Raw genomic sequence first — 17,321 nt, 5'->3', positions numbered from 1 at the left:
ACCCGGTCGTTTGCCCACGGACTCGGCTGCTGTCGGAAATCCTCTGCTTCGACCGCCGTCGCGCCATGTGTGCGGGGAAACGATCAGTGGGGATCGCGGGTAGACACCCACAGGACATCCCAATGATCAGCCCTGCGGCTCGGGAGCGAAGCTACCGGCGGCGAATGTGGCCTGGGAATCGCACTTGAGCAACATCTGAGGTTCGGGCCAATCGGAATTCCGAATTCCGAATTTCGAATGTGGCCCCGTTGCGACGGCGGAGCGGTCGTATTGTGCGCAAGTTCGGTGCAGTACAGGGCAGTTGCGAAGTTTATTCATATTGTGATGATGGGCGTTGTGTCGCGCAGGTTCCGTCGTAAGCCCGTTCCGCCCGCTTGGTGAGAACCGGGTGGGCGAGCCGCCGTCCCGAACCCCCGCCGCGGGGTGCAGCTCGGCGCTGTGCCGGTGAGTACGCGGAACTGCCGCCTGCTCGGACCGGGCCCGCGAACTCGGCGATGTCGATCGCTCGGCGGAACGCCGAGTTCGCGGCTGTGCTCAGCACGTCGGCCGAGAGCTCCCCGTTGCTCTCGGCGCGTGCACGACGGCGGTGCCCCGTGGTGGAGCGGAGTGGGCGGACTGTTGTCGGGGTGACGAGGCCGAGGTCCTCGTCGGCGAACGAACCGGTTCGGCGGCAGGGGCCGGGCCTGTTCAGGAGATCGGTCGGTGCGTTGGTGGGCGGGATCAGACGCGTGCGCCGTTGTCGCGGGGCGCGCGACCGGGACGGCGGGGGCCGTGGCCGCGATGGTCGGGCAAGGTTCGGGATCGGGCCGCGCGTGGCGGCGAAGGGGTCGCGCGCGACTCCAACACGACGGCCAGAGGCGCGGCGACGCTCACCGTGGAGGCGGTGCCGGCCACTACGCCGATCAGCAACGCCAGCGCGAAGTCGGCCAGTGAGTCGCCGCCCAATACCGCCAGCGTGACCAGGACGAACAACGCGCCGGAACCGGTGTTGACGGTGCGCGGCAGGGTCTGGAGCACCGCGGTGTCGGTGATCCGGGCGAGTGAGCGCTTGCCGTGCGCGGGCGTGCGGCGCAGTTCGCGGATTCGGTCGAAGACGACGACGGAGTCGTTGACCGAGTAGCCGATCACGGTGAGCAGCGCGGCCAGGAACACCGCGTCGACGGTGCGCCCCAGCCACGCGAAGGCGCCCACCAGGATCAGCACGTCGTGTGCCATGGAGACGACCGCGGCCACCCCGAAGGTCCAGCGGAACCGCACCGCGAGGTATGCCAGTTGGGCGGCGAGTGCGATTCCGAGGGCGATCACGGCCTTGAGCCGCAATTCCTTGCCCAGACTCGGACCGATGAACTCGTCGCGCACCTTCTCCGCTCCGCCGCCGAGTTCGCCGACCGTCGCGGTGATCCGCGCCTCCTCGGCATCGGTCGGCTTTCCCGTGCGTACGGTGAGTTCGCGATCGCCCGAGGTCTGCACGACGGCCTTGGGGAACCCGGCGTCGGCGAGTGCGGACCGGGCCCGGTCCGGATCGACCGACTGGGCGGTCGAGTACTCCACGAGCCGGCCGCCGGTGAACTCCACGCCGAAGTCGACGCCGCGTACCGCCACGCCGGACACCGCCAGGCCCAGCGCGAGCACGCCGGAGACGGCGAGCACGCGCCGGCGGTGCCGCATGAGGTGCGGATCGCGTCGGGCGAGCCACTCGCGCACCGGGCCCGCGTGCGCGATGCCGCTGATCCGAGGCCGGCGTCGTACCGCCGCCCGGCTCACGGCGAACTCGGCCAGGACCCGGGTGACCACCAGCGCGCTGACCATCGACGCGAGCACGCCGATGCCCAGTGTCACCCCGAATCCGCGCACCGGACCGGTGGCCAGGAAGAACAGCAGGCCGGCCGCGATCAGGGTGGTGACGTTCGAGTCGGCGACGGCACCGAACGCGTTGCGAAAGCCTCGGGTCAGTGACGGACGCAGGGCCGGTGCGGTTCGCGCGAGGTACTCCTCGCGGGCCCGTTCGAACACCAGCACGTTGGCGTCGACCGCCATGCCGACGGCCAGTACGAATCCCGCGAGTCCGGGCAGTGTGAGGGTGGCGCCCAGGCCGACCAGGGCGGCGTACGCGATCAGCCCGTAGCCGGCCAGGGCCACCGCGGCGAGGATGCCGAGCAGGCGGTACACGCACGCGATGAACAGCGCGGTCAGCGCGGCGCCGATGATCGCGGCCCACATGCCGGCCTCGATGGCCTGTTCGCCCAGCGTGGGTCCCACGGTGCGGTGTTCGACCGTCTCGACCGGGACCGGCAGCGCGCCGCCGTTGATCAGCAGCGCCAACTCGCGGGCCTCGCGTTTGTCGAAGTCGCCGGTGATGCGGGTGGATCCGCCGAGGATTCCGGTGTCGCAGCCCACCGACGGGTCGACCTGAGGCGACGAGACGACCTTGCCGTCCAGGACGATCGCCACGCGCCGCGCGGGCGTGCCCGGAGGCGCGCACGCGGCGTCCCCGGTCAACTCGGCCCAGGCCCGTTCGCCCCGACCGCGCAGGTCGAGCGTCACGTGCCAGCCGCCGCCGGCCGGCTCCAGGAGGGCTTCGGCCCTGTCTACGTCGGCTCCGGTCATCCGCGCCGCGTCCAGCGTCAGCATCCGGCCGGACTCGTCCGGCAGTATCCGTCGCCCGCCGGCGTCGGGTGAGGTCGTGGCTTCCGTGGTGTCGGCGACCTCGAGAACGGGATGGAAGGTGAGTTGTGCGGTTCGGCCGAGCACCTCGGCGGCCCGGCGCGGCTCCTGCACGCCGGGTAGTTGGACGATGATTCGTCGGTCGCCCGAGCGGACCAGGTCGGGTTCGGAGACGCCGAGCGCGTCGACTCGACGACGCAGCACCTCCAGGGCTCGATCGGTGGCGTCGCGGTCGGCCTTCGCGGTGGGCGAGTCCCGGGTTTCCAGGACGATCTGGGTGCCGCCGCGCAGGTCGAGGCCGAGGCGCGGCGGTACGGTCGCGGCGATGTAGGTGGACATGACGAGGATGGCGAGGGCGAAAAACGCCCGCACCTTGGTGGCACGTGGCAAGGATGGTCTCCACGGATACGCCGCGGCCGGTGGTCGGCGCGCGGCGATCGGACTCAGGGACGCTGCTCTGGAGCCCGGGGAGACGGTGGAGCGCGACCCGTCGGGAGCGCGAAACGGCGGGGTGAAGGGTCGGCGTCGGCGGCCGGCGCGCCGGTTCGATGCCCTGCGGGGCACAGGAGCGCGAAAACGTGCCCCACGAGCGCCGCGTCGTGGGAGTGGTGGAGGTGGTGCCGCTCGTTGGGCAGGTCGCGGGTGGCGAACGGTGCCGGCGGGCCGCGTCGCACGTCGCGGGTCGCCTCGTCGGCGATGTCGCGCACGTGCCCCGGATCGGCGGTGGTGTGCGCGGAGACCGAGACATGGTCGGGATCGGGTATCGCGACCGCGCGCGCGGACGCGGGGGAAGTCACCGCGCCGAGCAGCGCGAGGACGACCGCGATCAGCACCCGGAGCCATCCGCCGCGCCGGAAACCCCGGCGAGTGCGGGGATCCGCGTGGCGGCGGCGCGTGGCCGCGGAGCCGACGAAGCGACGACTGGCGGCGACGTGTCGCCGGGTCATCGCGCCCTCCTGGGTCTGCGCCGTTCCCACGCCGATGTGGGCACGAGTCGGTTCACACACGCAACGCCCGGCCGGCCGTCCGGGGTTCCCCGCATGCGATTCCCACCGCCGGAGGGCCGCCTGTAGTGAGACCGTGGCCCGGGCGACACCCAGGCCGGGGAACCGGGCGGGTGTTCATCGCTTCGAGGGTTGGCTGCGGCCCGCGACCTCGATCAGGTAGCTGCCGTCGTCGTCGATGGTCACGCCGTGGGTTTCGCTGCCGAAGGCGGGGAAGCGTCGGTCGAAGGCTTCCAGCGCGCGCAGGTAGCGCAGCAACGGGCCGTCGGCCGCGCCGATTTCCTCGCCCGGCAGCAGGACCGGGATGCCGGGCGGGGTGACGCACACCATGGCCGCCGCGGCACGGTCGGCAGCGGCGGTGAGCGGGACGCGTTCGGTGTCGCCCCGCATGAGCTGGCGGAAGGACGCCTGTGGCGGAGCGGCGGCCCGGGGCAGGATGCGGAAGGCGTCGTCGAGAAGTCCGACCAGGCCCGCGTCACGCAAGTGTTCGTGCATCGACGTGCACAGGTCGCGCAGCGTCAGGTCCCGGTAGCGGTGCGGATGTGCGGCCACGATCTCGGGCAGCACCTCCGCCAGGGGCGCGCCCTCGTCGTATCGGGCCTTGAAGTCGGTGAGCGCGTCGAGCAGCGTGCCCCACTTGCCCTTGGTGATGCCCAGGGAGAACAGGATCAGCGTGCTGTAGGTGTCGGTCTTCTCGACCATGACGCGCCGGGTCTCCAGATAGGCGGTCAGGACACGAGCGGGGATGCCCCAGTCGGTCATCGTGCCGCCGGCCGTGGTGCCCGGGCAGGTGATCGTCACCTTCACCGGATCCAGGAGGCACCAGCCCTCTTCCAGGTCCGGGAAGCCGTGCCACGCGGCGCCGGGAGCGAGTTGCCAGCAGGAGGGATCGGTGCGCAGCAGATCCGGTGGGGCGTCCGCGAACGGCACGGCCTCGCCGGTGGCCGGGTCGACCACCTCCTCGGGCTGCCACACTCCGAAGAACCAGGCGGGGCGGTCCCCGGCGGCGGCGATTCTGCGTCCCAGGTGCACCATCGCCCGGCGAAAGCGCACCGCCTCGGTCACCGCCTCGTCGATCAGGCAGCGACCCTGTGGGCCGTCCATCATCGCGGTGGCCACGTCGAGTGAGGCGATCATCGGGTAGAGCGGCGAGGTCGAACCGTGCATCATGTACGCCTCGTTGAATCGGTCGTGGGTCACCGGCGCCCGAGGGGTGTCCCGCACATGCACCATCGCGCTCAGCGAGAGCGCGGCCAGCAATTTGTGCGTGGACTGGGTCGAGAAGACCGTCGGCCGCTCCGGCCCGGGCAATGTCTCCGGGCCCACCGACATCCCGAAGCGATGCGCGTACAGCGGGTGAAAGCGCGCGTACGCGAACCACGCCTCGTCGAAGTGCACCCGCGCGACGCTCTGCCCGAGCGTGCCGGCCGCTCGTACCGCGTCGTAACACAGGCCGTCGTAGGTCGAGTTGGTCAACACGGAGTACACCGGCACGGGCGAGACGGCGTCCGTGGTCAACGGATGATCCGCGATCCGTGCCCGCAGTGCCTGCGGGGTGAGCGCGCTCGGCGGGACCGGGCCGGCGAGTCCGTAGCCGTTGCGGGTCGGGACCAGATACACCGGCCGCGCCCCGGACATCACCAGGCCGTGCAGGACCGACTTGTGGCAGTTGCGATCGATCAACGCGATCTCGTCGAACCCGATCGAGGCGTGACCCACGAGGCGGTCGGCGGCCGAGTCGCCACCGAGTACGAAGTAGGTGCGATCCGCGCCGAACACCCGCGCCGCGTTGCGCTCCGCCGCGCCGATCGGCCCGGTGTGCTCGAACAGCGATCCCAACTCGGCGACCGACACGGACAGATCACTACGAAAGAGCTGCTCGCCGAAGTATTCGTGGAACGCGCTGCCGATCGGGGACTTCAGAAACGCCACCCCGCCCGCGTGGGCCGGGGTGTGCCACGAGTACTCGAACGAGTCGTCGAACCGACGCAACGCCGCGAAGAACGGCGGGAGCAGCGCGTCCCGATACGTGCGGGCGGCGTGCGCGATCCGACCCGCGATGAAGCCGGGCGTGTCCTCCGACAACCACACGTAGCCGACCACGGTCTCCGCGACGAACAACGGCAGTTCCGCCGGATCGTGGTGGTCGAGAACCAGAAACGTCGGCAGGTCCCGAAAACGCTCGGCGACCGCGCGCAACACGGCGGCCGCGTCCGAATGGGCGTCCGCCGCTTCGAGTTCCCAATCGATCACGGCCGCCACCACACGTGGGTCGGATCCCAGTACGCCCGCCGCGTCCCGCGCTCGGGTCACACACCGCACATCGAAGCCATCGGCCTGAAGTACCGCTCGGATGCGTCGTAGTTGCTCGGCCCGGACGCCGTCGCCGTCGACCGCCTCGGATATCGCGAACACAACCGTTCCAGGAGACATTCGCACTCCTTCCCGCCCCTGGACGACCCGTCGGCCGTCCTCCTCCACGATCGGCCGCCCGATCGCCGGGGAGACGGTTCTTTGCCGATGACAACCCGGATGGCCTAAACAGGTGGATGCGCGGAGGACTCCGGCGTGGACTTTCGGGCCGAGTTTCGGTGTGTCTGCGACACGGACACCCCGGTCCGGAAACGGCCCCCGGCGTGCACAGCGGCAGGCGGCGGGCGGCAGGCGGCGGGCGGCGGGCGGCCGACGGGCGGCTCTCACGTTCGATCCGTTCCAGCACCGGATGAACCGCACCCGCGCCGCCACGCTGCACCCGGCCGGAGGGAGCTCCCTCTGACCGGGCAGCGGCCGGTTGAGATGCTTGCCGCGGACGGGAGAGAGAAGCTGCGGCATGGACGACCGCCGGGAAAGTGGCCGTGATCCCGCTGCTGAACGCCATCAGGCGGCGCCGGAGCCGCGGTCGTCGGCGCCCCGGGGGCGGCGGTCGAGCATTTGCGTGGTGACGTGGCCGCCTTCGGCGTGCGAGGCCACGCCCGCACAACGGCGCGGCCGGCGGAGGGGGCAGGCGAGCCCTCGAATTCCTTGTTGCGCGGGCCCGGTTCGGCGGCGGGCGCGCCGCGCTCGCGGCGGCCCGCGCGAGGCATGAGGCAAGGGAGCGGGGAATGGGGGATGGGGGAGGTGGCCGCGCCGCCGGGTGTGTACGGCTCGTCCGTCGCCTGTGCCGTCCGTAGTTCAGGCAGCTGTCGCGACGGGGTGGGGGGTACGTGAACAACGATCTTGCGCTGCTGGTGCCCGTGGGGTTGGTGGCGGTTTACTTCGTGCTGGGGGCGTTGTCCAAGCGGCCTGCCTCACCTGCGGAGTTCGCCGCGGCGAAAGCGGCTGCGGCGCTGCCGATCAACCTCTACCAGGCCGCGGAGTTCGCGGTTCCCAAGGTGTCGGCGCGCGAGCTTGCCGTCGACGGGCTCCGCGAGGCGGGTCTGGTCTTCGTCTCGCGGCGACGCGTCGTCCGGGCCTTGGACCGACACCGCAGGCCGACCGACGATCCCGTGCAGGTCGCGCTCTACGCGTTGCTTGTCGAAGACTTCCACGAGGGGCTCACCTTCGAGGAGATCGACCGCAGCGATGCTTTCAAGGCCGTGCTGCACGAGCACGCGCCACCGGTGTTGGCGCGTCTCCCACCGACGCACGGCGGCCGGCACCGGCGCATGCTGCGCCTGACCATGGCGTCGGCGGCGCTGTTTCCCGGGTTGACGGCCTGGGCGATCGCGGTGGCCTGCGGGGTCGGCGGCTGGTTGCCGTGGGCCATGGCGGGTTTCTGCACGCTCGGCGTGTGGCCGCTGCCTTTCGCCTGTGTCGGGTTGGCCATCACGCGCTTCCCCGGGCCCCGGACCGATCCCGACGCGGTCGCGCCGCTGGTTGCCCGATGCAGCGCCATCGTCCGGGCGGGATGCGAGCCGGAGGCTCCGAGGAGTGCAGCGTGACGACACCTCCGGGTGGACCGACTTGGCGTCCGAGGACGGTCGGGGGCGCCTGTGTCAGGAAGGATGTGATTCCGGCGTGACCCGCCGGGCCGCGTGGTAATGCCGCGCGGTCCAGCCGTCGGAGTCGCGGCGGGCGACGATGGACACGCGTACCGGGACTGTGTCCCCGGTGGGTGGGGAGAAGTCCACGTCGGCCAGGGCCGTCACGGTCCGGTCGCCCAGGCGGCGCGCGTGCAGGAGCCGTGTCGTCGCCGTGGTCCCGGGGGCGACGGCCGTGTAGTAGGCACCGATGGCCTCTCGGCCGGAAGCCGGTTCGGTGCCGATGCCTTGGAACAGGGCTTGCGGATGGAACAGGTCGATGATGTCGCCGACGCGGTGTGCGTCGAAGGCGGTGCGGAAGCGGTCCAGCCAGTCGGCGACGACCTGTGCGGGCGCGTCGCGGTCGGTGTCGGGTGGGGTGGCGGTTCCTTCGGCCGGATCGTCGCCGACGCGTTGGTCCGCGCCGGTGCGTCCGTCGTGGACGACCTCGCGCTGCCACGCGGACCGGGGCTGGCGGTGCAGTCGCCAATAGTGTTCGGCGATGTCGTCGGGGTCGAAGTCGGTGCCGGGGGCGACCGGTCCGGCGACGGTGACGGCGGCGACGTGTACGCCGTCGGGGCCGTAGGTCTGGTCCAGCATCGTGACCAGGGCCCGCAGCCCGGCCTTGCCGAGGGAGAGACTGACGTAGTCGGCCTTGGGTTCGGGCATGCCGCCGGTGACGATGAAGGTACCGCCGCGTTCGGCGAGGGCGGAGGCGGTGTGGGAGGCGGCGGTGAGCGCGCCGAGGACGTTGACCGCCCAGGTGCGGCCGTGTTCGAGCGTCGTCAGTTGCCCGGGTGTGTCCGAGCGGACGATCGCGGCGTTGTAGACGACCACATCGGGCGTCCCCATGGCGTCGACCGCCGCGTCGAGTGCAGCGCGCAGCGCGCTCTCGTCCGCGCTGTCGGCCGACAGCCGCGTCACGGGCACGTCGTGACCGGCGATCGACGCGGCGACCGTGTCCAGTGACGCGTGCGTGCGCGCGACGAGCGCGATCGGCATCCCCTCGGCCGCGAACCTCCGTGCGACGGCGGCACCGATCCCCGGCCCCGCCCCGATGATGATCACTCCCGGCATTGCCGTCTCCCTTCGTGTTCCCTCGCCCTCGCGGGGGTTCGTAGCGCGGGACGTTAGATCGTCACACCGATGTGAGGGTCAAGTCGTGCGCCGGGTCGACGCGCCGCGTGCGGGCAGCCCACCCCGAATGCGTCCCGGCCCATCGGAGTCGGACGCGCGCGCGACTCGGACCGAGTCGAGGCGGCGCGGTCGGGAATCGGCAAGCGCTTCGGGCCGTTTCCCCATCGTCCGCGACGCCCGATGGCGAGGGCGGGCGTGGTGGCGTCATCGACAGCGTCGGGGAGTCTCATGCGTATCGGGGATCTGGCCGAAGAGGCCGGTGTGAGTCGCAGGTTGCTGCGCTACTACGAGGAACAGGGCCTGCTGCGGCCGCTGCGGTCGGCGAACGGCTTCCGGGAGTACACGGCCTCCGACGTCGCCGCGGTGCGCCATATCCGCCTGCTCTTGGCGGCCGGCCTGCCGACCGCGGTCATAGGCCGTGTCCTGCACTGTGTGCACGACGACGGGGGACACCCCGTCCCCTCGGGCTGTCCGGGATTGGTTGAGCAGCTCAACCGACAGCGTGCGCGGATCAGTGCGTCGATGGCGGCGTTGGAGGCGTCCCGGGACGCGCTCGACGCCCTCCTCACCGACACCCGGCCCCGAGGCCGCCGGCGACCTCGGGGCGAGGCCACCACCGCGCGTGGGCCGGAGGTCCGGGACGATCCGAGTCACCGGGCCGGATTCGCTCGTCCGCACACCCCGTAGCACCCGGACCCCTGCCGGCCGACGGGGCGCGGAATCCGCGGTGGTTCCGGGGGCGGTGGGTGGTGGGCCGTGGTGTGGGTCGGGAAGTTGCGAGTTGGCCGGGAATGTTTGGTGGTGGGCCATGACAACCCCTTGAGGCGGCCGGGCCGTTCCATTCCTTCGGGCGTATTCGAGCACCGGTCACCTGGCGCGGGCGCCCCCGCCCGGAGGTTCCGGATGTGGCCTCCGTGCGGGTTCGGTGCGGGTCGCGCTCTGGCTGTCGCGGGTGTGGTGGTCCAGCAGGCGGGTGAGCAACCGGACGAACTGGTCGCGTTCGGCCGGGCTCAGCGGGGCGAGCAGTTCGTCCTGCAGGTCGTCCAGGACCTGGTCGAGGAGGCGTAGCCGGCGGCGGCCCCGGGCGGAGATGGTGATGATGTTGCGGCGCCGGTCGTCGGGGTCCGGTGCGCGCTCGACGAGGTCACGCTCGGCCAGTTCGTTGAGCACGCCGACCATGTCGCTGCGGTAGATGCCGGAGCGTGTGCTCAGCTCCGCCTGGCTGCCCGGCCCGTAATCCTGTAGCGAGGCAAGCACGGCATAGTGCCACTTGCGGGCTTCGACCCGGGCCAGCCCCTCGGTGATCAGCCGGTCCGACGGCACGCCGAGCTGCGACAGGAGCCGACTCGCCCGCCGGCGCAGCCGGTCGGGTGTCCTGAGCCCGCCGCCGTCGGGCATGTCTGCGGATTCGGCGCTGATCATGGCACCCATGCTACCCGTTGCATTAGTCCAACTAACGGTATAGGTTCGCTCACGCCCAAAACGATAGTGAGACTAACGTTAATGGAGCGAACTCCAAGGAAGGACGACCTTGCCCATCAAGACAGTGCAGATCCCCACCGCGGACGGCCGAGCCGACGCATTCGCCGCCTTCCCCGAAGGTGGCGGGCGGCACCCGGGGGTGCTGATGTACGCGGACGGGTTCGGCATCCGGCCCGTGCTGCGGGAGATCGCCCGCGAACTGGCCGGGCACGGGTACTACGTGCTCGTGCCCAACCTCTTCTACCGGCACGGCCCGGCACCGGTGGTCGAACTTCCCGAGTACATCGGCGAAGAGGTCCGGCCCGCGATCATCGCCCGGTTGATGCCCTTGATCCAGGCGCACACCACCGAACGTGTCCTGAGCGACGCCGACGCCTACCTCGGGTTCCTCGCCGCCCAACCCGAGGTCGGCGCCGGACCGGTCGCCGTGACCGGCTACTGCATCGGTGGTCTCCTGGCGGTACGCACCGCCGCGGCACATCCCGGCCGGGTGGCCGCCGTCGCCGGATTCCACGGTCCCGTGGGTGCCGACGGGCCCGACAGCTTCGCCAAGCTCACCGCCCGGGTCCTCTTCGGCCACGCCGAATCCGACCTGACGCCGGAGGCCCTGGGCGAGCTCAACCAGGCCCTGGATGCCGCGGGCGTCGACCACACCTCCGAGATCTACCCCGGCACCGTCCACGGCTTCACCATGGCCGACACCGACGCCTTCGACCCCGCCGCGATGCAGCTCCACTGGGACCGCCTGCTGCCCCTCCTCGGAAGCACCCTGGGCAACGGCTGAGGCTCCGGCCCTGAACGGCGTTGACGGGCATTCCGTGCCTCCGACGTCGAGGCCGGAACGGTGGAGGTCGACGGGGCCAGGATCCTGTGCGCGATGACGAGTCGGGGGGACGGGTTCTTCCCGCTGTTCGTGGATCTCGACGCCACGGGCGCGCCGGTGGCGGTGCGGATCGACTTCGTTCCCGCGCCTGGCGACTTCGATCCGGACGACTCCCTTCGGCCGTAGCGCGCCCGTTCGCCGCGGGGAGGGCGGGCGGGGCAGGGCCCGACCGGTCAACCGGCGGTGTGCCAGGGGCCGACGCCCAGGCGTCGCGTGTCGCCGAGGTCGATCCCACCCGGGATCGGTAGCCGCTGCCGGGCCTGCCCCGGCAACGGCGCGACGTCGAGCCGGTGCCCGCTCGGATCGGCGCCCGCCGCGCTCGTGACGGTGTTGCGCCACGCCACCCCGGAGATCGCCCGCTCGCCGGGACGCAGCGTCACCGGTCGCGGCTCGGCCCGGAGGGTGTCGATGGTGGCGATCGAGGCAGCCCCCGGCTCGATCGCGACGTCGAGTTCGGTGTCGTCGGCGGCGAGGACGCGAATGGCGGGATACCCGGTCACGGTGCGGGTCGTATCGCCGCAGTTGACCATCGTCAGACCCATCGCCCGCAGCCCCATCGCGGCCTCCGGCTCCTCCGCCGTGATCCGAAGCCCGGATTCCGGGCAACGGGCGGGCGGGGCCCCGGTGTTCGACGTCGTCGACGCGTCGCGGTCCCTGGGCGCGGAGGACGTTCCGCTGCCCTCGGAGAGCGTGGGTATGGACGACGAACCGCTTCCGCCGGCATTGCGCGTCCTCGACCCCGACTGGTCCGCGCACCCGTTCACACCCGCCACGACCGCCGCCATGAGCAGCCCGTAACCCCACGCCCACCGGCCACGCCGCCCCGTTGTCATCCGACGATCATCACATGCCCCGTCGGAGGAGGTTCCGACGCCGCGGATCACCGCGTGGACGCGGTCGCCGATCCGCGCCCGACGTCGCGCCGCGCCCGCCCGCAGACTCCTGCGGCGAAGACGCGATGCGGAACCCGGCCCGTCGACCGACGAACCGGGTCCCGGCCGAAGCCGAAGTTCATCCGCAGGTAGCCGTCGAAGCCGAAGTACTCGCCGGGGCAGATCAGTGTGGACGCGCCCGTACGGATCCGGTGTCCGGCCCGCACCGAGTCGAGCGAGGTGGCGAAGCGCAGGAACACCAGTGGGGTGGCCATCGGGCGATGGGCCCGGACGAGCCCGCCGAGCGATCGCTGCCAGTCCTCGAACAGGGCCCAACCCTCTCTCATCGCCGCCCTGTTGCGGGCCAGGATCCGCGTCGACGTGGCCTCCTCCAGCGCGATGCCCGCGAGGATGTTGTCGAGTCGGCCGGTGGCGATGGCGGCGTACTCGTGTCGCCGCCACAGGTCGCGGATCACCTGCGAGGGGCCGACCGCCCAACCGATCCGCAGGCCCGAGAGCCCGTACGACTTGGACATGCTGTCGACGCCGATGACCCGGTCGTAGCTGCCCACGAACGTGCGTGCGCGATCGCTGGGCCCCGACACCCGGGCAACGTGGCGGCGGCAGACACCTTGCGGGAGCGGACGGCCGCGTGGGCACGGCCCGGCCGACGGCGTCGAGCGTGAACCCTTCACCGTGCCGACCGGCCGTTGGCGGAGGGGGCGAAAACGTCGGCTCGTCGCTCGGTCGGTGCGTTTCTCCTCGGAGCGAGGAGCCCCGCGAAAGAACGGGGACCCGATCAGGGCCGGCCGGGGCTCAGGTGCGGCGGAAGAACTCGATTTCGCCGAGGGCGATGGGTTGTTCGGGGGTCGCGCCGGTTGCGGCGCGGATGGTCACCCGGACCGACGTCACGTTGCCGATGCCCATGCGGAGGGTCTGTGGGCCCGGCCGGTCGTCGAGGGTCATGGCGCGGGTGGTCGTTCGGCCGTCCGTGGTGGTGATGAGCAGGTCGACTCGGGTCGGCCGTGGCGCGCGGCGGAATTCCTCGGCTGCGGTGGAGACCCCACTGTTGACCACGACGCCCACCAGCCGGAAGGGGGCGGCGAAGGCGCAGGTGAGGGTGTCGCCGAGGGCCGGGGCTCCCCAATACTCGTTGGTGAGGCCGTCGGTGGCGTTGCCGGCGGGATGTCCGGGGGCTTCGGCGTCGGCGGTCACGGTGGTCGGAGTGATCTGCGCCGCCTTGCCGAGCTTGTCTCTGGTGTCCTCGAAGAGCGAGCGGGCGGCCGGGACGAGAAGGAAGCCGGCGATCACCAGGGCGATGACGACCAGGAGGGTAATCAGGCGCCGCACCAGCTGCCCCGACCCCGTGCGGACGCGGCGGCGGAACGGCCAAACAGTGCGCCACCAGGGCAGGGTCGGTGTGGGTGGGGGCGTGTGGAGCGAGGCGGCGCAGCGGCGGCAGAAGCGACGGTCGGGGCGATTGCGGGTGCCGCAGACCGGGCAGGGTGGGCCGTCCTGGGCGTCGTCGGTGCCGATCGCTCGGACGACGGGGCGTGGTGCCACGGGTTTCGCGGGCTGCACCGGCAGTACCGGGGCCGGCTCGGGGGGTGTGCGGGGAGCCGGCGCGGTGGGATGCGTGGGGGACGGGGGCGCTGTGGGGGGCGTTGGCGGGGCGGTCGGTCGGACCGGCGCGGGACCGGCCGAGGGCTCGGTGGTGGGTGGGGGCGGCGTCGCCGGCGGCGGTGCGGGGGGCGCGGTCGTCGGCTCCGGCGGTGCGGGACTCTCGGCGGTGTGTGGCATCGACACGGGGGTGTCGCCGGGCGGCGTTGCCGGTGGTTCGTTCGGCTCCTGTGACCAGCCCAGGTACGACCCGCAGTTGCCGCAGAAGTCGTCGTTTTCTTCGTTGGCTGCCCCGCACGTCGGACATGAGCGCATGGGTTCTTCAGTCCTCACTCGGGTGGGGTGGGCCGGGCAGGATTTCGATCCGGTAGATGAGGTGGACGGGGCAGGAGGCCCGGACGACGTCGTGGACGCGGGCCTCGTCGACGTCGGGGGTGCGGGCCGGCCGGACGCGGACGAGGAGTTCGCCGGTCGGGGCGGCCGGTAGCGCGGAGTTCGGTTCGGCCGACCAGGTCGCGCCGCCGCCGTCGGTGATGTCGGCGTGTACGCCGCAGCACAACCACAGGCGTTCGGTCAGGCCGCGGCGGGTGCCGCGCCATCGGTGCAGTTCGACCGCGCGGGCGACGACTGCCCGGCGCAGACCGTCGGGCCATGCGGGAGTGAGGTCGATGCCGACCCAGCCGGCCAGCCAGGGCAGGAAGTCGGTGGGGGCGAGGGTGGGGTCGAGGTACGCGGGGAGGTTGTCGAGGGTGGCGAAGACGGGGGCGAGGACGGTGTCGAGACCAGCGGTGAAACGTTGGGCCAGGTCGTCGTCGGCGTAGAGGGCGGGCAGCAGTTCGCCGATGGGGTGGGGGGTGGGCAGGCCGGGTACGGCGGCTCTGGTCATGCGGGTCCGTCGCTGCGGGCCGCTTGGCGGGCGGTGACGACGACCTGGTGCTGGTAGGAGAACACCAGGGCGTTGGCCGCGACTTCGATGCGCTCGGCGGCCCCGCCGCGGCGTCCGGTGATCGGGTCGGCCGGGAACAGGCGTACCTCTTCGACGAGTTCCGCACCGTTGACTTGTTGGAGGACGGCGAACACCTCGCCGTACTGTACGGGTCGGCCGAACGGCCAGCCGTCTCCGTCGGGTCCGCCGTGCAAGGGGTCGAGCCGGTGGAACAGGGCGGCGAGTGCGGCTTCGCGGACCCGGTCGACGTCGCCGGGGCGCGCGGCGATCAGCCGGGCGACCACGGTGACGCCCTGGTAGGCGGGGGGTTCGACGATCAGGCGGGTGCCGACGAGGCGGCGTTCGTCCAGGCGTTCGGTGATCGTGGACAGGACGTGCTCGGACGGGATCAGTTGCTCGAAGCGCAGGCGGTTGCCCTCCTCGGCGACGGCGTCGGGGACGATCAGGACGCGCACGGCGCCGGGTTCGCCGGGGACGGCCGGGAGGCAGCGCACGCGGCGTACGGAGGGGGCCGCCTGGCAGGCGATGATCTCGTAGTCGCGGGCGGTGACCGCGCGTTCCTGCACGCGCAGGACGGTGGGGGCGCGGGTCTTGGCGTTGTCCACGGTTTCGCCGTCGACGCCGCCGTGCGCGGCTTCGCGGTTGTCGACGTCGGAGACGTACGGAACGGAGCTGCGCAGCACGCGGATGGCGCCGCGGGCGACGTTGCCGGCGGTGCCACCGCCGGTGCGGTAGCGGGGCACGCGCAGGTGGGCGCCTTGAGCGGGGACTGCGCCGTAGTGGCGCATCGTGCCGTCGGGTTCGCGGACGGCGGGCGGGAAGGCGAACTCGCCGGTGGTGGCGTCGACGCGGACGTGTCGGTCGTCGGGGGCGGAGGCGCCGAAGTGTTCGACGGCCGTCCAGGTGCGCCAACCGTCGGGAGAGGACTCCTCGACGACGGGCGGTTCGCGGTCGAGCAGCAGGGGTGACCGGCTGAGGGCGAAGCGTTGTCCGGCGACGCCCTCGGAGACGCCGAGGTGGGTGTCGGTGACTGTCTCCGCGTGTTCGACGACCGCGGTGCCGCCGATGGTGAACACCTCGGCTTCGCGGATGGTGGGGGTCTCGGCGTAGAAGGGTTGGCCGGCCTCGGCGGGGACTACGCGGCAGCGCAGCCATCCGGCGCGGGTGCCGGCGACGACGGAGGCGGTGTGGCCGGCGGGGACGAAGAGGATGATCTCGCCGGGTCGGTTGAGTCCGCCGGTGCTGTCGGAGCCGAGCTCGCAGCCGATCCAGCGCGCTCCGTCCCATGCCTCCCAGACCAGGGGTGGTTGGCGGGGGTCGACGCCGACGCCCTCGACGCGGCTGTCGAGGCGGACCGCGACGATGCATCGGGGTACGGCGGTGGGCAGGCCGAGGAGCATGGCGTCGCCGGGGGCGGGGCGGGGTTGGAAGCAGGGGATGTCGGTGCCGGCGGCGAGCGCGGTGGTGCGGTCGTGTTGTCCGCCGGAGACGGGCGCGGTGACCAGGCGGATCAGGCTGCTGGGCACGATGGCCAGGTCGTCGGTGGTGGCGAACACCACGGGTTCGCGGGTCTCGTTGCCGGTGGTGGCCACTTCGGTGCCCGCACGCAGGTGCACCGTTTCCGGTTGCGGCGCGGACAGCCAGAAGTCGACGTCGGCGGTGGCCGCGGCGGGTGGGAACAGGGTGATGCCGAGCAGGTCGAGGAACGCGGCGTAGTTCTTCTCCGGGACGCGGTTGAGGCGGTAGAGGAGTTGGTCGACCATGTAGGCGAACGTCTCGATGAGGGTGACGCCGGGGTCGGAGACGTTGTGGTCGGTCCATTCGGGCGCGCGTTGCTGCACGTATCGTTTTGCCTCGTCGACCAGTTGCTGGAAGCGCCGATCGTCGAGGTTGGGTGAGGGCAGGGCCATCAGCGCCCCCCCGCGTTCGGTGCGGCCTGCGGGTCGGCCGGACTCTCCGACGACGGGATGGTGTAGAAGGGGAAGACCAGGTTGCGGGTGTCGTTGGTCGCGCGCACGGTGTAGTGGATGTCGATGTAGAGCACGCCTTCGTCGACCGTGTCGAAGGCGATCAGCACGTCGCCGACCTCGATCCGCGGCTCCCAGCGCTCCAGCGCGATCCGGGTCTCGTGCGCGATCCGTCCGGCGGTGGCTCCGTCGCCGGGGGCGAAGACGTAGTCGTGGATGCCGCAGCCGAATTCCGGTCGCATCGGTCGCTCGCCGGGTGCGGTGCCCAGGACGAGTCGGATCGCCTCCTCGATCTCCCGGTCACGCTCGACCATGCCGATGCCGCCGGTGGGGCCGACCCGCAGCGGGAATCCCCAGCCGCGGCCGATGAATCGTCCGCTCACATCGGCCCTCCGATCAGGACGTCGAGCGCGCCGGTGACGATGTGCGCGCCGCACGCGGTGGTGTCGCGCACGCGGGCCGCGGGCAGGCCGCCGATCAGGACGGCGCCGGTGCCGGCGGCGGCCGGGTTGGGCAGGACGACGTTGGCCGGGCCGAGTGCGACATGCGGTACGACCACGCACACGTGCAGGGTGCCGGTGACGGCGGCGGGGCGGCCGCCGATCAGGACGGTGGCGACGGCGGCTGCGGCACCCGGTGGCGGGGTGGTCAGGGCGCCGCCGTGGTCGGTGGTGTCGCCCGTGCGGGCTGCGGGGGGCATCGTCGCTGCTCCTTGGCTGTGGGTGGATGAACCACGGGTATGCGGGGC

17 protein-coding genes are annotated in these 17,321 nt (G+C 71.9%); 5 read left to right on the top strand and 12 right to left on the bottom strand.

What is annotated here, in order from left to right:
- Positions 1-720: 720 nt before the first annotated feature.
- From secD to ACZ4FV_RS10820, 3 genes are all read right to left on the bottom strand, one after another.
- The gene (gene secD / locus ACZ4FV_RS10830) at positions 721-3,054 is read right to left on the bottom strand and encodes a protein translocase subunit SecD (RefSeq protein ID WP_465322462.1); all 2,334 of its coding nucleotides are present in this window, start codon (positions 3,052-3,054) and stop codon (positions 721-723) included.
- 53 nt (positions 3,055-3,107) lie between these two features.
- Entirely contained in the window at positions 3,108-3,611 is a 504-nt protein-coding gene (locus ACZ4FV_RS10825) for a hypothetical protein (protein WP_402236242.1), read from the bottom strand.
- Between the two features lie 174 nt (positions 3,612-3,785).
- Positions 3,786-6,101, bottom strand: coding sequence for an Orn/Lys/Arg family decarboxylase (locus ACZ4FV_RS10820; RefSeq protein WP_465322461.1), 2,316 nt, complete (start codon positions 6,099-6,101; stop codon positions 3,786-3,788).
- A 770-nt stretch (positions 6,102-6,871) separates the two neighbouring features.
- Between ACZ4FV_RS10820 and ACZ4FV_RS10815 the strand changes: the two genes are divergently transcribed.
- On the top strand, positions 6,872-7,588 hold the full coding sequence (locus tag ACZ4FV_RS10815) for a hypothetical protein (protein ID WP_465322459.1): 717 nt from the start codon (positions 6,872-6,874) through the stop codon (positions 7,586-7,588).
- Between the two features lie 54 nt (positions 7,589-7,642).
- Here the strand turns inward: ACZ4FV_RS10815 and ACZ4FV_RS10810 are convergent, their stop codons facing one another.
- On the bottom strand, positions 7,643-8,743 hold the full coding sequence (locus tag ACZ4FV_RS10810) for an SDR family NAD(P)-dependent oxidoreductase (RefSeq protein ID WP_402236248.1): 1,101 nt from the start codon (positions 8,741-8,743) through the stop codon (positions 7,643-7,645).
- Between the two features lie 288 nt (positions 8,744-9,031).
- Between ACZ4FV_RS10810 and ACZ4FV_RS10805 the strand changes: the two genes are divergently transcribed.
- Positions 9,032-9,490 carry a MerR family transcriptional regulator gene (locus tag ACZ4FV_RS10805; RefSeq protein ID WP_402236251.1) on the top strand — a complete coding sequence of 153 codons (459 nt, stop codon included), beginning with the start codon at positions 9,032-9,034 and terminating at the stop codon, positions 9,488-9,490.
- 180 nt (positions 9,491-9,670) lie between these two features.
- Here ACZ4FV_RS10805 and ACZ4FV_RS10800 read toward each other — a convergent pair whose 3' ends face one another.
- The gene (locus ACZ4FV_RS10800; protein ID WP_395861127.1) at positions 9,671-10,225 is read right to left on the bottom strand and encodes a MarR family winged helix-turn-helix transcriptional regulator; all 555 of its coding nucleotides are present in this window, start codon (positions 10,223-10,225) and stop codon (positions 9,671-9,673) included.
- Between the two features lie 109 nt (positions 10,226-10,334).
- Between ACZ4FV_RS10800 and ACZ4FV_RS10795 the strand changes: the two genes are divergently transcribed.
- Both ACZ4FV_RS10795 and ACZ4FV_RS10790 read left to right on the top strand, forming a co-directional pair.
- Entirely contained in the window at positions 10,335-11,069 is a 735-nt protein-coding gene (locus ACZ4FV_RS10795) for a dienelactone hydrolase family protein (RefSeq protein WP_395861129.1), read from the top strand.
- A gap of 93 nt (positions 11,070-11,162) precedes the next feature.
- Entirely contained in the window at positions 11,163-11,294 is a 132-nt protein-coding gene (locus ACZ4FV_RS10790; RefSeq protein WP_395861131.1) for a hypothetical protein, read from the top strand.
- Between the two features lie 47 nt (positions 11,295-11,341).
- Here the strand turns inward: ACZ4FV_RS10790 and ACZ4FV_RS10785 are convergent, their stop codons facing one another.
- Positions 11,342-11,725: a DUF4232 domain-containing protein gene (locus ACZ4FV_RS10785; RefSeq protein ID WP_395861133.1), complete on the bottom strand. Its 384-nt coding sequence runs from the start codon at positions 11,723-11,725 to the stop codon at positions 11,342-11,344.
- On the opposite strand from ACZ4FV_RS10785, the gene ACZ4FV_RS10780 reads away from it, so the two are divergent.
- The gene (locus tag ACZ4FV_RS10780; protein ID WP_402236447.1) at positions 11,670-11,966 is read left to right on the top strand and encodes a hypothetical protein; all 297 of its coding nucleotides are present in this window, start codon (positions 11,670-11,672) and stop codon (positions 11,964-11,966) included. The two genes, ACZ4FV_RS10785 and ACZ4FV_RS10780, sit on opposite strands and share 56 nt — an antisense overlap.
- Before the next feature lie 82 nt (positions 11,967-12,048).
- Here the strand turns inward: ACZ4FV_RS10780 and ACZ4FV_RS10775 are convergent, their stop codons facing one another.
- The 6 genes from ACZ4FV_RS10775 to ACZ4FV_RS10750 form a co-directional block, all read right to left on the bottom strand.
- A complete protein-coding gene (locus tag ACZ4FV_RS10775; protein ID WP_465322457.1) occupies positions 12,049-12,645 on the bottom strand; it encodes an aminotransferase class I/II-fold pyridoxal phosphate-dependent enzyme in 597 nt (198 codons plus the stop codon).
- Between the two features lie 211 nt (positions 12,646-12,856).
- A complete protein-coding gene (locus tag ACZ4FV_RS10770; protein ID WP_465322456.1) occupies positions 12,857-13,390 on the bottom strand; it encodes an NADase-type glycan-binding domain-containing protein in 534 nt (177 codons plus the stop codon).
- Positions 13,391-13,982: 592 nt separating this feature from the next.
- Positions 13,983-14,546 carry a phage tail protein gene (locus tag ACZ4FV_RS10765; protein ID WP_395861139.1) on the bottom strand — a complete coding sequence of 188 codons (564 nt, stop codon included), beginning with the start codon at positions 14,544-14,546 and terminating at the stop codon, positions 13,983-13,985.
- Entirely contained in the window at positions 14,543-16,516 is a 1,974-nt protein-coding gene (locus tag ACZ4FV_RS10760; protein WP_465322454.1) for a putative baseplate assembly protein, read from the bottom strand. Before ACZ4FV_RS10760 ends, ACZ4FV_RS10765 begins: the two co-directional genes overlap by 4 nt.
- Positions 16,516-16,956 carry a GPW/gp25 family protein gene (locus tag ACZ4FV_RS10755; RefSeq protein ID WP_395861143.1) on the bottom strand — a complete coding sequence of 147 codons (441 nt, stop codon included), beginning with the start codon at positions 16,954-16,956 and terminating at the stop codon, positions 16,516-16,518. The genes ACZ4FV_RS10760 and ACZ4FV_RS10755 overlap by 1 nt, the downstream gene beginning before the upstream one ends.
- Entirely contained in the window at positions 16,953-17,273 is a 321-nt protein-coding gene (locus ACZ4FV_RS10750; protein ID WP_395861145.1) for a PAAR domain-containing protein, read from the bottom strand. Before ACZ4FV_RS10750 ends, ACZ4FV_RS10755 begins: the two co-directional genes overlap by 4 nt.
- Positions 17,274-17,321: the final 48 nt, after the last annotated feature.

The sequence above is a fragment of the Embleya sp. NPDC025285 genome (assembly GCF_055558835.1).
The sequence above is the reverse complement of the archived record's forward strand: the minus strand, read 5'-3'. Positions and strand labels throughout refer to the sequence as shown.

What these genes read in the sequence shown, in the direction of transcription:
- ACZ4FV_RS10820 (WP_465322461.1), bottom strand. Translation starts at nt 6,101, where the DNA reads ATGTCTCCTGGAACGGTTGTGTTCGCGATATCCGAGGCGGTCGACGGC.
- ACZ4FV_RS10825 (WP_402236242.1), bottom strand. Translation starts at nt 3,611, where the DNA reads ATGACCCGGCGACACGTCGCCGCCAGTCGTCGCTTCGTCGGCTCCGCG.
- ACZ4FV_RS10760 (WP_465322454.1), bottom strand. Translation starts at nt 16,516, where the DNA reads ATGGCCCTGCCCTCACCCAACCTCGACGATCGGCGCTTCCAGCAACTG.
- ACZ4FV_RS10805 (WP_402236251.1), top strand. Translation starts at nt 9,032, where the DNA reads ATGCGTATCGGGGATCTGGCCGAAGAGGCCGGTGTGAGTCGCAGGTTG.
- ACZ4FV_RS10810 (WP_402236248.1), bottom strand. Translation starts at nt 8,743, where the DNA reads ATGCCGGGAGTGATCATCATCGGGGCGGGGCCGGGGATCGGTGCCGCC.
- ACZ4FV_RS10790 (WP_395861131.1), top strand. Translation starts at nt 11,163, where the DNA reads ATGACGAGTCGGGGGGACGGGTTCTTCCCGCTGTTCGTGGATCTCGAC.
- ACZ4FV_RS10800 (WP_395861127.1), bottom strand. Translation starts at nt 10,225, where the DNA reads ATGATCAGCGCCGAATCCGCAGACATGCCCGACGGCGGCGGGCTCAGG.
- ACZ4FV_RS10765 (WP_395861139.1), bottom strand. Translation starts at nt 14,546, where the DNA reads ATGACCAGAGCCGCCGTACCCGGCCTGCCCACCCCCCACCCCATCGGC.
- ACZ4FV_RS10785 (WP_395861133.1), bottom strand. Translation starts at nt 11,725, where the DNA reads ATGGGGCTGCGGGCGATGGGTCTGACGATGGTCAACTGCGGCGATACG.
- ACZ4FV_RS10750 (WP_395861145.1), bottom strand. Translation starts at nt 17,273, where the DNA reads ATGCCCCCCGCAGCCCGCACGGGCGACACCACCGACCACGGCGGCGCC.